The following is a 16,194-nucleotide window of genomic DNA, read 5'->3' on the forward strand; positions in this document are numbered from 1 at the left end:
GTCTACGGGCAGGCGGTAGAGTATCACTTCCTATAAAAATCGTGCAGCATGCTGTGCGCCACGCGATATTTCATGCACGGTATTCTTGTCGCGCTTAGCTGTTCTGGAAGCGGGAATCTTTTCCGCCGCCAAGGGCATCCATAATCTCCCCTACATATTCTTTCGTGTTGAGGCGGGCATCCTCGAAGTCGTAGTCGATCGTATCATCCGGATTGAGATGGTGCTTTGAGATTTCGCTCGGCTGGTGGGCGGTGTCGATCACAAGGGTCTGGTAAGAGCCGTTTTTAGCCGCAAGCTCCACACATTCCGGTGAGAGCGCATATTCAAGCCAGAGATGTGCAGCGTTGGGATGCGCGGTACCGATCAGTGCCGCCGTTGCGCCGACCTCGTAGGAAGCCCCAGAGGTAGGTATCACCAGTCCGATATTTTCGTAGCCGTTATCCTCGATCTGGGCAACTCCGTCATGGAGGAAGCCGATACCGATGACGCACTCACCGGAGCCGATGTTCTCCGCCGGGCCGCCCCCGGTCTTGGTGTATTCCTGCACGTTCTTATCGAGCTGAGTCAGATACTCCAGACCCTGCTGGTGGCCGTACTCCTGGATGACTGTGTTGAGGATCAGCCGCGCGGTGCCGGAGGTCTGATAGTTCGGCATCCAGATGAGCCCCTTGTACTTATCATCAACCAGGTCAGGCCAGTCCTTCGGGGCATCGATGTTGAGTCGCTCGATCTCATCCTTGTTGTACATGAAGCCTAAGAGACCTTTGTAGATACCGAACCAGTCATTGCGCTGGGAAAGATAGACATCGTTCATCAGGTGGGAAGAGTTCGCGGGCGTATAGCTAGCATCCAACAGCCCCTCATCGGAAAGCTCGTTATACGGATCGGTAGTACCGCCGAACCACACGTCGAACTGAGGGGACCCATTGCTGTTCTCGATCAGAGTCTGCCCCTCAATGGAGGAGATACGCTTGTAGCTTACATCGAGCCCGTAGAGCTCGTTGAAGTGTTTGCAGGCTGCACCCAGATAATCCTCACCGCAGGAGCCCAAAACTTGGAGGCTTCCTTCTCCTTTTGCTGCATCAACGAGGTTAGAGTCCGCCCCCACAGCGCTTTGACCGGAGGTCCTGACACTCGGCGTGGAGCTTTCGTTCGAGCAGGCAGCAAGGCCAAACCCGAGTGTCCCTAGCCCAGCCAGGCCCAAGAAATTCCTGCGTGTAAGGTTGCTCATTGTCTTCTCCCTTAAATGTCTGCTCTTAAGAGCAGTCGCATCCCTCTAGTCATCTCTAGGGTAGTACAACTCACTGAAGGTAAGCTGTCTCAGCACGTGAAACACAGCAATTCGCTCCGTTTGCCGGTACCAAAAAGGCGCAGGCACATGAAGGTGCCTACGCTTTGACAGACAATCAATCGTTTTAGAGAGCTTAGTGTTTGATTGGATCGTTCTCCATCGCCATCGACGCCGCAATCTCGGTGATACCGGCAACCAGAAGAGCGATGCCGGAGATGATCGTCACCACGTGGATGAACGCGAATGGCGCGATTGCCATCAGCACGCCCAGGATCATGTCACAGACGCCGCAGAAGACGTCGCGGGTGCTCGACTTCTCTTTGCCCTCATCGAAGGCGGTGATGCCGATACCGAGGACAACGAGACCGAGGATAATGAAGACGATGTTGATGAAGGCATCCGGAGCAAGCATCAGGACCAAGCCGACAATGAGCGTGACGATACCGACACCGACTTGGGTCTTGTCGCGGTCGCTACCGACAATCGCATCGGTGATGCGGCAGATACCGAGGATGATCGCAATGATACCGGCAAGGCGAACCAGCCCCAAAACAGTCTCCTCACCGTAGGCGAAGGAGATGATGCCCAGAAGCGCCAGCAGCACGCCGCTTACCATCGTGCTTGTCTTCGTGTGTCTAAAAACACGTTCCAGAAAATTCATCGTATGTCCCTCCCTGTGAAAAGGGTTTTAGCTTCAAACTCTAAGAATTCTTTCTACCCAACACAAATGGGCGGTATAACCCGCAAAGGTTAAGTCCACCACACTCACATTTTTCATCATACTATCCCCCATGCCGTATCTGTCCGACGAAACCCTGCCCGAATGCCTTTTATCGCGCGTTTTATGGGATACCTTGGGTAAAGTGGGTAGGTAAAACGTTATATATGCAAGCGACCGTAAAGGAAGCGAGAAAACTACATGCCTGCCTTGATAGTTCATTACCTCTATGCAAAGGACGTGGAGTCTACCCTACCCCCGGATACCCTCTCAAGTGAGGAAGAGACTCTCGCCTTTCGCCTCGGTGCCCAAGGCCCTGATCCCTACTTTGTCCGCTACCGTGGCATCATCCAAAATGACCGCACCTGCCACAAGTTCGCGCACAACATGCATGCGGAATACATGACGAAAGCGCTGACCTGCCTGAGGGACAATATCAAAACGCTCCCCCAGGATGAACAGCGCATTGGGAGAGCCTTTGCGCTCGGGATGCTCGCCCACTACCTCACCGATTCCGCCACACATCCCTTCATCTATGCGGAGGAATACGCGCTGCAGCACGCGGATCCGTCACTTGTCGACACCGGCAGCGAAATCCATGCGGTGATCGAGGCAGATCTCGATTCCTGGCTGCTCTGGGAGAAGGAGCAGGAGGACGCCTCCTCAGGGGATGCATCGCTCAGGGCCCTCGAGCACACCCGCCGTATCACCGATGCCGCCGGAGCACTCCTTTCACAGGTTGCCATTGAGGTCTTCGACCTCAATGTGGAGCCTACACAGTATGCCTCTGCAATCAAGGACTACCACCACATCTACAACACGCTCGAGCCGAGCGGCAACATGGTCGAACAGGCCTATTCCGGCATTGAGGGCGTCTTCAGGGATCATTCAATGCTGCAGGCGCTGTGCCACCCGAGTATCAAGACTCAAGAGTGCACTTCTGCCAACACCGCGCACCATACCTGGAAGGACCCGAACACCGGCAAGGAGTCAACCGATAGCTTTGGTCAGGTCTATCAGACCGCGGTCGATATGTTCCCTGAGGCAGCTCAGGCCTTCCTGGCCGGCGAAGACCTCACAGAGGTTACGCACCATATCAACTACAACGGCATCCATCTCAATGACGAGGAGACCGAGCCTGCACGCCAATAGCCTGAGGACAGGCAGTAGACCTGCAGATATGGCTGCACCATATACAGAAACCGCAACTGCAAAGAGGAGCACACTCACCCCTCTCCGCATCTTTTAATCCATAGGTACAGTCAGCTACACACAGTTACACCTGAGTGGTCCCCTCGGGCATCCGTCCAGTTGCAATGATCGTCTCCAGATCCTGTTCATTCAAAATCGGAATGCCTAAATTCTGCGCTTTGGTGAGCTTGGAGCCTACCGCGACACCGGCGATCACGTAGCTCGTACGCTTCGACACCGATCCGGAAACCTTGGCGCCCAAAGCCCTGAGCTGTGCTCCAGCTTGGTCACGCGTGTAGTTCTGCAGGCTACCTGTCAGAACAAAAGTAAGTCCGGTCAGGGTCTGCGGCTTCTCAGATTCTTCACCGAAACCAGGCTGCGTGAGCATGACCCCCGCTTTACGCAGCCGCTCCAATACTGCGACATTCTCTGGGATGGTGAAGAACTCGTGAATGCTCTTCGCGATCTTCGGGCCGATGCCCTCGATCTGGGCGATATCCTCTTCGCCTGCAAGCATTACCTTCTCCAGTGAACCGAAGTGCTCTGCTATCAGCGTCGCGACGTTGACGCCGACGCGGCGGATACCGAGGCCGAAGAGCACACGGGCAAGGCCCCGTTTCTTTGAGTCCTCAATCTGTTCCATGATCTTGTGCGCTACGGTCTTGCCGACGACGATGTGATCACCTGCTGCATGGTGCTTGTCGGAGGTCTCATACACTCTGCCCGTATCGACGTTTGCGAGCGCCCCCTCGGTCAGGTGGTCGTAGTAGTCCGCGACATCCTTCACAATGTCTCGGTCAACGAGTTTTGAGACGATCTCTTCCCCGAGACCGTCAATATCCATCGCAGTGCGGCTTGCCCAGTGGATCAGGCGCTCCACTGCCTGCGCTCCACAGTCAATTGAGACGCAGCGGTAAGCGACCTCTCCTTCTTCCTGCACCACGGGGCTACCGCAGCTCGGGCAGACCTTCGGCATCTCCCAGACCGGGCGCGCTGCATGCTCGGCAGCCAGCTCCCCTTCCAGGACCGGTCCCACGACTTCTGGAATCACATCACCAGCCTTGTGGACCAGGATCGTATCCCCTTCACGCACGTCTCTTCTGTGTACCTCGTCGATATTGTGCAGGGTCGCACGCGCGATCGTGGAGCCTGCCACGCGTACCGGATCGAACTCCGCAACCGGGGTCAAGACACCGGTTCTGCCGACCTGGGCCCGGATCTTTCTTAAAACCGTGCGCTTCTGCTCCGGCGGGAACTTGAAGGCGATTGACCAGCGCGGAGCACGGGCGGTGAAGCCCAGTTGCTCCTGCTGTGCAAAGTCATCAACTTTTACGACCACCCCGTCGATATCGTAATCGAGTCTGTCGCGCTGGTCGAGCGCACGCTTGCAGTACTCGCGCACCGCGTGTGAATCCGTGACGCGCTTCGCGTTGGGGTTGACGGAGAATCCGCAATCAGAGAGCCAGCACAGGAACTCACGCTGCGTGGTGATAGTGAGCGGAGTTCTGTCCGCTACCGCATAGATAAAGGTCTCGAGATCGCGGGCGCCGGTCACCTTCGGATCCTTTTGGCGCAGGGAACCTGCCGCCGCATTACGGGGGTTCGCGAAGGTCTTACGGCCCGCTTCATCGTTCTCCTCATTGAGCCGACTGAAGCTGTGGCGGGGCATATAGACCTCACCGCGGATCTCGATTGACTGTCCGAATCCGCCGTTTCTGATCTTAGAGAGCCCCGGTTTCGCTAAGACCCGTGGAACATCGTGGATCGTAAGGACGTTTTGGGTCACGTCTTCACCGGTGGTACCGTCACCGCGGGTGGCAGCCCGGATCAGCTGTCCATCACGGTAGGTAAGCGCCACACCGAGGCCATCGATCTTGAGCTCGCAGGTGTAGGCGATCGGATGGCCTTTAGTCGCGCCTAACGCCTCATCGGTATGCTGTAACCACTCATCCAACTCCCCGAAGCCCATCGCATCGTCGATGGAGTACATGCGCCGGGCGTGGCGGACGGGCGCAAATTGGGAGGAGATAAAGCCACCGATCCGCTGGGTGTAGGAGTCAGGGGTCACGAGCCCCGGATGTGCCGCCTCAAGCGCCTGCAGTTCACGCAGGTAGGTATCGAACTGGGCGTCGGTCATCTCCGGCTCATCGAGCGCGTAGTAGGCATAGGCCGCATGGTTCAGGATCTGATTGAGCTCACGGGCACGCTGCGCAGGTGTCTCATGGCTCGTCGGCTGCGGTCCTCGGTCTCCAAAAAGAGAAGTCTGTTCACCCATGTAAGGAACTCCTTCGGATGATTCTTCAGAACATGCTTATCTTAGCGCAACGCAGGGAGCGTCTGGCATGGAGGAACCCGACAAAGTCCAAAGACACGCTACAACGAGGGAGGCCCCACCTCCCACAAGCGATGAAGCCTCCTCAAATCATGGGGTACCAAGGGTCCTATCTGATGCTGGTAACCTCGTAGCCTGCATCTTTCACAGCCTTCTTGAGCTTGTCGTCTGAAGCAAACATGCCTGCATCAAGCGTGGCAGAGTTGGTGTCAAGTGAGACGTGTACGTTCTTGACGCCGTGGACACCCTCGAGGGCCTGGGTCACATGCTGCACGCAGTGATCGCACATCATGCCTTTAATTGCCAATGTCTTGTGAGCCATAGTGGAATCCCCTTTCGTAGCAGACGGTTCTGTATTCTCTCCACTGAGTGTAACGGTTGTTGCTTTCTTGGCTCCAGTGGACTTTGCCTCACTCGGCTTCCAAGCGAACAGACGCAGCGCGTTAGAAACCACAAACACGGAGGAGAAGCCCATTGCAGCCGCACCGATCATGGGGTTCAGCGTGATCCCGAACGGACTCAACACGCCCATTGCGATCGGGATGCAGATCGCGTTGTAGAACAGCGCCCAGAACAGGTTCTGACGGATATCCCTCATTGTCGCCTTGGAGAGCTCGATGGCGGTTGCGACATCCTTCGGATCGGAGTGCATCAATACGATATCTGCAGAGCTGATTGCCACGTCAGTGCCGGCGCCGATTGCGATACCGACATCCGCTCGCGCCAAGGCAGGAGCATCGTTGATACCGTCACCGACCATTGCGACCTTACGGCCCCGGCTTTGGAGTTGTGCGATCTTCTCCTCCTTCTGATCGGGCAGCACGCCTGCGACAACCTCATCCACGCCGACCTGGTTCGCGATGACCTGTGCGGTCTTCGGCTGGTCGCCAGTGAGCATGATTGTCTGGATACCCATATCACGCAGGCGGTTGATCGCCTCAGGTGAGCTTTCCTTGATAACGTCGGCGATAGCTGCCAGCGCCACTGCTTCCCTATCAACGGCGACAAAGAGCGGGGTCTTTGCCTGTGCCGCGAGGCTATCAGATAGCTCAGCCAGCTTATCGATCGCGACGCCGTGCTCTTTCATCAAGCGGGCATTGCCGATCAACACTGAGCTGCCAGATACCGTAGCGGAGAGGCCGCCGCCCGGGATCTGCTCGAAGTCGTCAACCTCGTCGGTATAGTGCACGCCGTCCTTCTTTGCATAGGCCACGATTGCCTGTGCCAGCGGGTGCTCAGAGCGGCTCTCAACCGCAGCAGCGAGGCTTTCCACAGTGCGCTTCCGTGCCTCGCTTACCACTACAAAGTCAGTCACTTCAGGCTTGCCACGGGTGATGGTGCCAGTCTTGTCAAGGACAACCGTATTGAGGTCGCCAGCGGTCTCAAGGGACTCGGCAGACTTGATCAGAATACCGACCTTAGCGCCGCGCTCGGTGCCGACCATGATTGCGGTCGGAGTTGCAAGGCCGAGTGCGCAGGGGCAGGAGATAACGAGGACAGAGACTGCGAAGTTAAAGGCACGGGAGAACTGACCTGGCTCGAGGAAGATCACCCACACTGCGAAGGTTGCCAGCGCCGCAGCGATCACGACCGGGACAAAGACGCCCGCGATCTTATCAGCGATACGCTCAATCGGGGCCTTAGAGTTTGTGGCCTCATCGACCAGGTGAATGATGTGGGACAGGGTGGTGTCGTTGCCGACGGCGGTGGCCTTCATCTTGAACCAGCCGCTCTGGGTAACGGTAGCACCCGTCACCTTGTCGCCCCTCTTCTTCTCATTGGGGACCGGCTCACCGGTGATTGCGGACTCGTCGACCGAGGCTTGGCCTTCGGTCACGATGCCGTCAACCGGGACGGACTCACCGGAGCGAACTACCAGGATGTCGCCGGTGACAACCTGGTCAGCCGGAATCTGTATCTCTTGGCCGTCGCGCTCAACGGTTGCGTTTTTAGGAGCTAGGTCAATCAGTGCAGAGATGGCACTCGTAGTCTTACCTCTGGCGCGGGCCTCAAAGAATTTGCCCAGGGTGATCAGCACCAGGATGGTGCCCGCAGAGTCAAAGTAGAGGTTGTTCATCATGATTTGATGGGCAGCCTCGACGTCTGCTACACCGAGTGCCGATGCCATCTGGTAGACTCCGACCATACTGTAGGCAAAGGAGGCCGAAGAGCCCAGAGCGATCAACGAGTCCATATTCGGTGCGCCGTGGAAGAGCGACTTGAAGCCCATCGAGAAATAGGAGCGGTTGATAAAGATCAGGCACATCGCGAGCATCAGCTGCGTGATCGCCGATGCCATCATCCCCTGCATTCCGGCAAGGCCCGGGATCTCAGGCCAGCTGAACATCGGACCCATGGCAAGGTAGAACAGCGGCACGCCGAAGATGATCGACCCGATCAGCTGCCTGCGCTTGGCGTCCACGGCCTTCTGCGCAGCGATTGCGGGATCGACGAATGCCAAAGCCTTGGTGTTGACCTTTGCCTGGCGCATCTTCGCCCCGTAGCCCGCCTTATCGATCGCCTCTACGACCTTCTGTGCGGTCTTGGGCTTTCCGTCGTACACGAGCTCCATCGAATTCTTTAAGAGGTTCACGTTCGCTTCCTGCACACCCGCAACGGACTGCGCCGCCTTGTGGACATGCGCCTCGCAGGCCGCACAGGTCATGCCGGTGATATCGAACATGTCCTTGTGAAGTGTTTTGGTAGCCATACTTCCTTCTTTCAATATACCCTTATGGGGTATATACCGACCATACCAATCCCCTGCAGTCATTAAAACAGCAGGAATGGAGTGCTCTGATCCACTCAATAAAACTTCTTGAAGAGGTCCATGACCTCATCGACGATCTCAGTGTTGCCTTCCTGCACCTGTTCGACCACACAGGTCTCAAGGTGGTCGCGCATCACTTCGCGCGAGATCGCCTTCACGGCGCTCTCCACCGCTGCGAGCTGCGTCAGCACCTCGCCGCAGTAGCGGTCGCTGTCAACCATGTTCTTGATGCCATTCAGCTGGCCGATTACACGGTTGACGCGGCGCTCAACGTCCTTTTTCAGGGCATCCGAACGGGGCGTCTGTTTATAGTGCTCTATCGCATGCGGAGCAGGTTTTGTAGCGGTCTGAGGAGCGCTCGTCGTTTTTGTTGCCATACTCATATCTCCTCATCTCTCGTTTTATTCTCACGCTCAGTATATACCCCTTAGGGGTAGTATTAATCGAGAATCTGAGATTCTATGAGCATGTGCCAACTATGTGGCGGACACTACCGTATGGTCACTCTCTAACGCTATTCGATTGAATCCGGCTCAACCGGTTCGTCGTTCCCCTCAAGCTGCGGATGCGCAGAGGTGTCCTGCTTCTGTGCCTCGCGCGCTTCCTTAAACTTCTCTTTCATCGTCGGATTCTTGTCGGTGAGTTTGCGAATTGTCAGTTCGTCTGCCTTATCGTTGGCTAACCTCAGCTGGCGTTCAGAGGAAGTGAGGTTCTTCTTCACCTTGTTCAGATGGTCGATCGTCTTATCGATCTCATCAATCGCGGCTTCAAACTTATTGGCTGCAGTCTGATAGTTCTTCGAGAACCTGTTCTTAAAGTCATCGAGTGAATTTTCAAAGTTGGTGATATCGATGTTCTGCTGGCGTATTTCGGAAAGCTCCTTGCGATCAGCGAGGGAGTTCAGGGCTGCGTTGCGCAGCAGCGTGATCATCGGGATAAAGAACTGGGGACGGATCACGTACATCTTCGGATAGGCGTAGGACACATCTACAATCCCCTGGTTGTAGAGCTCACTGTCCGGCTCCAACATGCTGCACAACACCGCGTACTCACACTTCTTATTGCGGCGATCCCGATCGAGCTTGCTGAAGAAGTCCTCATTCCTATGTTTGTTTTTCCGAGCGGATCCCTCGTCCTCATTCTTCATCTCAAACATGATGGAGACGATCTCGATGCCGCTTTCAGGATCCTTCTCACGGTAGACGAAGTCCCCTTTGCTGCCGTCAACGACGTCGTTGTCCTTGTGGAACTCCGCGTTTCTGAAGGCGGTCGCACGCCACTTGTTGAATTCGTTGAGGCAATGCTGCTCCAAGGTCTCCCCAATCAGCTTCGTAGAGAGATGTGCGCGCTGGTTGCGCAACCGCTCGATCTCATCGTCCTTGTCGCGGATGATAACGTCCTTGCCCTGCATCTTCTCTGCGAGTTGCTGCTTGAGGGAGGCCTCCATCCGCTCCCGTTCGAGCTTGGCGGCCTTCACTTCTCCCTCGAGGGAGGTGTTCTTCTGTGCCAACTCAAAGGTAGCTCTGTTGACTGCCAGCTCCTTTTGGTTCTGATAGTCTTTGTCACGGGCTGCGGCCTCAGCTTGAAGCTTTGCGATCTGCTCTTTGTAGTCTGCCACCGACTTCGTCAAGCGCGTCTCGCTCTCAGCGTTAGCCCGGGCGGCATCCTGTTTCGTCGAAGCTAGATCATTCTTCAGCTGCACGATCTGCGCTTGGAGATTGGCTTCACGGTTCTGGCGCTCAGCTTCCGCCCGCTGCTTTTGGCTCTCGAGCTGCTGTTTCAGAAGCTGGATCTGCTGGTCGTACTGGGAAGTCAACTTTTCCAGCTGCACCTTCGACTCGGCCTCCAGGGTCTCCTGCGCGCTCTTCTGGTTTTTCTCCATGAGCTCCTCGCGTTCCTTGAGCTCACGCGAGAATTCCTCGTCACGCACCTGTTGCGCAATATGGGCGTAGTCGTCCTTATCGACCTGAAAGACGTGCCCGCAGTAGGGGCATCTGATCTCTGGCATAGTGGCCTCCTCAAATAAGATTCTTATACCTCTAGCCTACCGTAGGGAGGCTAGAGAAATACCAAAAAGGCGTGTCTTGCAGGATACCCTGCAAGACACGCCTTCAATCAGTTATATGGCTGTTAGTTCTGGTAGTCGTAGCTATTGAGGCTGCCAAAGCCGTCAAACGGGTTTGAGCTGCTGCTGCCGTTGTCGCCACCCTGGCCGAAGCCGAAGATATCGTTTCCGGAGTTATTCTGGTTCTTCTGATTCTGGGTTGTCATCTTCCCCTCATCGGATCCCAACGTGACGGAAACCGTCTGCTCCCGTCCATTTCTCACGAGCGTGATCTGTACCGTGTCGCCCACATTGTGCGAGCGGATCGCGAGGATCAGGCCGTCGGCAGAGGTGATCTGCTGATCGTCTACGGCGGTGATAATGTCACCTCGCTGGATGCCTGCGGAATCCGCCGGGCTGCCGGAAGTGACGTTCACCACGTACGCACCGCTCGTGGTGCCAAGATTATAGCGCTGGGCTGCCGCAGAGGTCACAGTCTGCATCGTAAGGCCGATGTAGGGGTGCACCACGGTCTGGCCAGAGAGGATCGTGTTTGCCACTTGAATCGCGTAGTTAGCCGGGATTGCAAAGCCGATGCCGGCGTTAGAGCCGCTCTCGGACTCAATCAGGGTGTTGATACCGACAAGCTGCCCCTGGTCGTTGACGAGCGCACCGCCGGAGTTGCCCGGATTGATAGCCGCATCGGTCTGGATCAGGTTCGTGTAGATCGTGTTGCCGGAAGTGGATTGCATCATCGTTGAACGGTACAGTGCGGAGACGATACCAGTGGAGACGGACTGCTCAAGGCCGTACGGGCTGCCGATTGCCATGACCCACTGGCCCATAACGAGCTGAGAGGAGTCGCTGACCTCGATCGGGGTGACCGAGGCTCCCTGCAGGTCCGCACGGATCACGGCCAGATCAGAGGACTCATCGGAGCCCACCACAGAGGCGGTATAGCTCGTGCCCTCGATCGTCACCGAGATGGAGCTTGCTCCCTCAATCACATGATAGTTAGTCAAAATGTTGCCGTCGGTGTCCAGCATGACGCCGGAGCCTAAACCGGAGGCATTGTCGCTGGTCGCATAGATCGAGACGACCGACGGGACCGCCTTGGCCGCTACGGCCTCAGCCGTTGAGGTGTCTTCGGAATTCGGCGTGATCGTGATCGTCTGGTTGGGGCCGGAGTTTCCGCTGTTCACGCGGATCGTGCGGCCGACGAATCCGCCCAAGCGCAGAACTAGGAAGAGTGCCAGGGCGCCGACTATGCCGCCACAGATCGCAATCAGGACCGGGTGGTTACGGTGTTTCTTTGGCTCCTTTCCCGGTTTCGGATCTGGATTCTGGTTTGTGTCCACCACCGGGGATGGAGGTGTCACCGGGCTTTGACGCGTCGCGGCGTCGTTCCCGTCCACACCTGGGACAGGAGGCCGATCCCCATTGTCAATTTCCATCTGGATTCCTTTCTCATAGCGCACGGAACTTCCATGCGCACATCGTCGTGGCCGCCTTGCTTTGGTTCATCATGTGAATATTGTTACCCAATGAAGCTGAAAGAAGCCGGAATCTAAAAGTAAATCCTGTTTTAACACGTCGGTGATACAACACGTTAAGCTTCCTGAGGTACCGTGTTCCCCTCCTGCTACCTGCACGTTCAGGGAGATTTCAGTTCAGGGTAGTGCGGGTAACCGCAGACACCGTGCACACCTATCTCTATAAAAAGAGCATCCCTGCCGCCAGAGATGCCCGAACTCGCCTACATCTTAAACAGATAGCCGACGCCACGCACCGTCACGATATGGTTTGCGATCTGCGGTCCCACCTTCGAGCGCACACGACGGATGTGGACATCGACGGTACGGGTACCGCCACAGTACTCAAAGCCCCACACCCGATGCAGCAAGGTCTCCCTTGAGTACGCACGCGAGGGGTGCGTCACCAGGAAGGAGAGCAGGGAGTATTCCATCAGTGTCAGATCAACCGGCTTATCGTCGATATAGACCTGATACGTTGCGAGGTTGATCGTCATATTGTCAACCGACACAATATCCGCCGGTCCACTTTCCTCGTTGGGCCACAGCAGGCGGGAACATCTGAGCTCATACTCCGCTTCGTTGGCGGTTGCGAGGGTGAAGTCACACTTCCCCTGTACCGGGAGATGGAGGGAGTTAATCTTATCCGCATCGGTGACAAAGAGCTCAGGTATGAACCCATTGTCCACGACATAGGTGTCAATAGCGTTGAAATCGTCCTGTTTCAGGCCGACGACATCGATGATCAGCAGGTCAAACTCGTGGCCTGACTTAATCGCCTCATCAAACGTTTCAGGCGTTGCAAGCAATATGGAGACATCGAGCTCACGCTGCAGGGCACGCATGCGCTCGTGGGTACGAGGGGTCTGCGCTATGAGGAGTATGTTCTTGTGGTGCATAGAACTCCCCAATCCAAAAGAGAAATGAACTTTTAAAAATACTCTAGTTCAGATTAGCACACATCTTTCAAAGAAAAGAGACAAGATCCCCATTTGATTGAAGGTTACGCAGATCGTACCACACCCCCAGAGATACCCTCTGGGGGGTGTGACAGAGATGCCGACCAATTCTCTCTGTGGCCTGCTTAGATGACCTGACCGAACCACTTGGCCTCAAGGTCATCGTGTGTTCCGTCGTCCTGAATCTGCTGCAAGGCGTCGTTGAGCGCATTGAGGAGCGCCTGGTTATCCTTGGAGACCGCGATACCGTACTGGTCCCCCGTGGGGATCTGCAGGCTCACATACAGATCGTCGTAGGAGTTCGAGCACAGGTAGCTCACGACCGGCAGATCCGCAATCGCCGCGGTATAGAGGCCTGAGGAGACGCCGGTCAGGGCCTGCACCGGGTCATCGAGCGCCACGATCGACGCTTGGTTGAGGTTCTCCTGCACCCACGCTTCCCCGGTGGTGCCCGCCTGGGCTGCGATCTTGTTGTCAGCGACATTGAGCTGTTCGCGGGTTACCTCACCGGCGCTCTTGGGAGTCACGATCCCCAGGTTTGCATCGATATAGGGATCTGAGAAATTGATCAGCTGCTTGCGCTCATCGGTGATCGTGATGTTTGCGACGCCTACATCCGCTTTGCCACCCGCCTGAATCGCAGGAATGATCGTGTCGAATTTGGTCGGCGGGAGCCAGGTGGATTCCAGTCCCATCCTGTCCGCAATCGCCGCCATCAGATCCACCTCAAACCCTACGGGTTCGTTGGTGTCCGTAGAAAGTGAGCTGAAGGGTGGGTTGGCCATATCGGAGACGCAGGTCAGCTTCCCCTCTTCGACCAGATGCAGATCGGAAGGGTCACAGGATTGATCGGCGCCTTGGGGCTGGTTATTGTCGCTAGAACAAGCCGCAAGGGTAGCCACTGCTAGCCCTCCTGTGCCCATAAGAAAGCTTTTTCGGGAGATGTTTGGTGAAGCCATAGTTGCGCTTCCATTCTTGCCTAAGTGTGCCAGACATATCTATTTGATATTGCCGAGGAACGAGGCAGTCCGCTCGTTTTGAGGATGGTCGAAAACATTCTCGGGAAGCCCCTGCTCGACGACGACGCCACCTTCCATAAAGGCCACGCGGTCAGCGACCTCACGGGCAAAGCCCATCTCATGCGTCACCACGACCATCGTCATCTTCGAATTCTCAGCGAGGTCACGGATAACGTCGAGGACGCCGCGGACCAGCTCAGGGTCAAGGGCGCTCGTCGGCTCATCGAACAGCAGGACTTCTGGGTGCATCGCCACGGCGCGCGCGATTGCGACACGCTGCTGCTGTCCGCCGGAAAGCTGCGCCGGCTTGAAGTCAGCGCGGTCTGCCAGCCCTACAGCATCCAACTGTTTCAATGCCTCCTTTTCAGCCTCTTTCTTCGATTTCTTCAGCACTTTGACTGGCGCGAGCATCACGTTCTCTTTCGCGGTCAGATGGGGGAAGAGGTTGAAGTTCTGAAAGACCATCCCCAAGTGTTGCCGTAGTTTCACCACATCGGTCTCATCGGTGCCGGTGATCTCGTTGTCATTGATCAAGATGTGGCCCGCGGTCGGTACCTCCAAGAGGTTGATGCAACGCAGCATCGTGGATTTGCCGGAGCCGGAGGGTCCCAAGACCACGACCACTTCGCCTGGCCACACATTGAGATTCACGTCGCGCAAGACCGGAACCACGCCGTCGAAGGTCTTGTTGAGGTGCTCGATGCGGATGATCGGATGCTCACCTTCAGTGAACTCATGCCGGGTCAGAGACTTATCGTGCTCATAGCCCTCCTTGGCTGCCACATCGGCGGAAAGCGCATCAGGTACCGCCGCGATCGTCGCAGTTGCTGCTCTATGTCTAGACATAGATGCCACCTTCTTCGTGGATCGGGTGCGAGCGGAACGGGCCCGTCAGCGTAGCGAGAACATCTGCGCCTGAGAGCTTGCCCTCTGCGTGGGAAGCGACAAACTCCGGCTTGCTGTCCTTCTCAGCGGTTGCGGTACTCGCCGTAGCACCCTTCTTACCCGCATTCGGACGGGGACCGTCACCGTTCTCGGCGCGCGCCAAGTTGCGCTCGATGATACCGACAACCTTGATCAGTGGCAGCGTCACGATCAGGTAGTAGATTGCAGCCGCCATGTACGGCGTCATGTTGCCGGTCACAGTCGTCAGGTTCTTGGAGTACATCATGAGCTCCATCACGCCGACAGAGGACAGAAGCGAGGTGTCCTTGTAGGCGGTGATGAAGTCGGAAGTGACGGTCGGCAGCACTCTGCGGATCGTCTGCGGCAGAATGACGCTCATCATGGTCTGTGAATGGCTCATGCCGAGGGAGGCTGATGCCTCATACTGCCCCTTCGGGATGGACTGGATGCCGGCGCGGAAGATCTCTGCCAGGTAGGCGGAGGAGTTCACAGCCATTGCGATCCCGCCGAGCAGGTAGTTGTTCACGTTGATGCTCAGCATCGGCAGACCGAAGAAGAGGATGTAGATCTGAAGGAACAGCGGCGTACCACGCAGGATATTGATGTAGATGACTGCGATCGCACGCACGACCTTGTACTTTGAGAGCTTCATAAACGCGAAAAGCATGCCTAGAAGCAGCGCGAACGGGTAGCACAACACCGTCAACAGCAGGCAGACGATCCACCCATTGAACAGGGAGGAGAACGATGTCAGCAAGAGCTGGGGGCGCAGGAACATGTTCAGGAACGGCACGGAGTTCCAGGCCTGCACCCAAGCCTGTCCGTTCAGGAAGGTCACTGCAGACTGCAGCGGTGTATTCGCGATTGTCGAGATCGCCGGAGACGCCTGCAGGTCCTGGGTACCTTGATCGGTCTCGTAGGTACCGGTGACCTGGACGTCGCCACCGTCGCTCGGAAACTTCATACCCTCGATCTCGAGGCGCAGGAGTGATCCCGAAGGGATTGGATTATCAAAGCTGATGTTGATAGAGCTGCCCGAAGGCGTCGCGGTTGCACTGACCGGGATACGGGTCAGCCCATCCAACACGGTCACGCGTGTGGTGGAGCCCTCAAAGGTGCCATCACTCGGCAGCGTCAGGGTCACCTCGCAGACCTCTTCCCCGTCCTCTACGGTGCCTTCCCAGGTCAGGCGAGTTGCGATGCCGCCGATTATGGATGAGCCGCCATCCTCATTCGGGCGTGCAGTTGCGTTTGAGACTGTGATCGCCTCCGCCTGCGTTGGTGTAATGACCACCCTCAGACCTAGGAGTGCCACGCACACCGCCAGCAGCGCCATAAAAAACACAGGTCTCCTATGCGCTGGTGTTATACTCTTCGACTTCATCGTTGTCTTAAGTACTCCTCAATCGAAGAAGGCTCCGCATTCGGTGCC

General features: G+C 56.5%; 12 protein-coding genes. 1 reads left to right on the top strand and 11 read right to left on the bottom strand.

Going from position 1 to position 16,194, the window contains the following annotated elements; translation table 11 throughout:
- Positions 1 to 94: 94 nt before the first annotated feature.
- Positions 95 to 1,231, bottom strand: a complete 1,137-nt coding sequence (locus J4859_RS11995; protein ID WP_212330069.1) for an ABC transporter substrate-binding protein — start codon at positions 1,229 to 1,231, stop codon at positions 95 to 97.
- Positions 1,232 to 1,424: 193 nt separating this feature from the next.
- Entirely contained in the window at positions 1,425 to 1,952 is a 528-nt protein-coding gene (locus J4859_RS12000) for a DUF308 domain-containing protein (RefSeq protein ID WP_212330070.1), read from the bottom strand.
- Between the two features lie 267 nt (positions 1,953 to 2,219).
- On the opposite strand from J4859_RS12000, the gene J4859_RS12005 reads away from it, so the two are divergent.
- Entirely contained in the window at positions 2,220 to 3,161 is a 942-nt protein-coding gene (locus tag J4859_RS12005; protein WP_212330072.1) for a zinc dependent phospholipase C family protein, read from the top strand.
- 124 nt (positions 3,162 to 3,285) lie between these two features.
- Here J4859_RS12005 and ligA read toward each other — a convergent pair whose 3' ends face one another.
- The 9 genes from ligA to J4859_RS12050 form a co-directional block, all read right to left on the bottom strand.
- Positions 3,286 to 5,475: an NAD-dependent DNA ligase LigA gene (ligA, locus tag J4859_RS12010; RefSeq protein ID WP_212330074.1), complete on the bottom strand. Its 2,190-nt coding sequence runs from the start codon at positions 5,473 to 5,475 to the stop codon at positions 3,286 to 3,288.
- A gap of 166 nt (positions 5,476 to 5,641) precedes the next feature.
- Positions 5,642 to 8,242, bottom strand: coding sequence for a heavy metal translocating P-type ATPase (locus J4859_RS12015; protein WP_212330076.1), 2,601 nt, complete (start codon positions 8,240 to 8,242; stop codon positions 5,642 to 5,644).
- A gap of 95 nt (positions 8,243 to 8,337) precedes the next feature.
- The gene (locus J4859_RS12020; protein WP_212330078.1) at positions 8,338 to 8,679 is read right to left on the bottom strand and encodes a metal-sensing transcriptional repressor; all 342 of its coding nucleotides are present in this window, start codon (positions 8,677 to 8,679) and stop codon (positions 8,338 to 8,340) included.
- A 137-nt stretch (positions 8,680 to 8,816) separates the two neighbouring features.
- Positions 8,817 to 10,310 (bottom strand): DUF2130 domain-containing protein, encoded by a 1,494-nt coding sequence (locus J4859_RS12025; protein WP_212330080.1) that lies wholly within the window; start codon positions 10,308 to 10,310, stop codon positions 8,817 to 8,819.
- Positions 10,311 to 10,432: 122 nt separating this feature from the next.
- Positions 10,433 to 11,800 carry a S1C family serine protease gene (locus J4859_RS12030; protein WP_212330082.1) on the bottom strand — a complete coding sequence of 456 codons (1,368 nt, stop codon included), beginning with the start codon at positions 11,798 to 11,800 and terminating at the stop codon, positions 10,433 to 10,435.
- A gap of 302 nt (positions 11,801 to 12,102) precedes the next feature.
- The gene (locus J4859_RS12035) at positions 12,103 to 12,777 is read right to left on the bottom strand and encodes a winged-helix domain-containing protein (protein ID WP_212330084.1); all 675 of its coding nucleotides are present in this window, start codon (positions 12,775 to 12,777) and stop codon (positions 12,103 to 12,105) included.
- A 185-nt stretch (positions 12,778 to 12,962) separates the two neighbouring features.
- Positions 12,963 to 13,739 (bottom strand): ABC transporter substrate-binding protein, encoded by a 777-nt coding sequence (locus J4859_RS12040; RefSeq protein WP_249113637.1) that lies wholly within the window; start codon positions 13,737 to 13,739, stop codon positions 12,963 to 12,965.
- A 96-nt stretch (positions 13,740 to 13,835) separates the two neighbouring features.
- Complete coding sequence (locus J4859_RS12045; protein WP_305852665.1) at positions 13,836 to 14,702, bottom strand: amino acid ABC transporter ATP-binding protein; 867 nt, start codon at positions 14,700 to 14,702, stop codon at positions 13,836 to 13,838.
- A complete protein-coding gene (locus J4859_RS12050) occupies positions 14,695 to 16,098 on the bottom strand; it encodes an ABC transporter permease subunit (RefSeq protein WP_249113638.1) in 1,404 nt (467 codons plus the stop codon). Before J4859_RS12050 ends, J4859_RS12045 begins: the two co-directional genes overlap by 8 nt.
- Positions 16,099 to 16,194 lie beyond the last annotated feature (96 nt).

Source organism: Atopobium sp. oral taxon 416 (assembly GCF_018128285.1).
Lineage (GTDB): Bacteria > Actinomycetota > Coriobacteriia > Coriobacteriales > Atopobiaceae > Olsenella_L.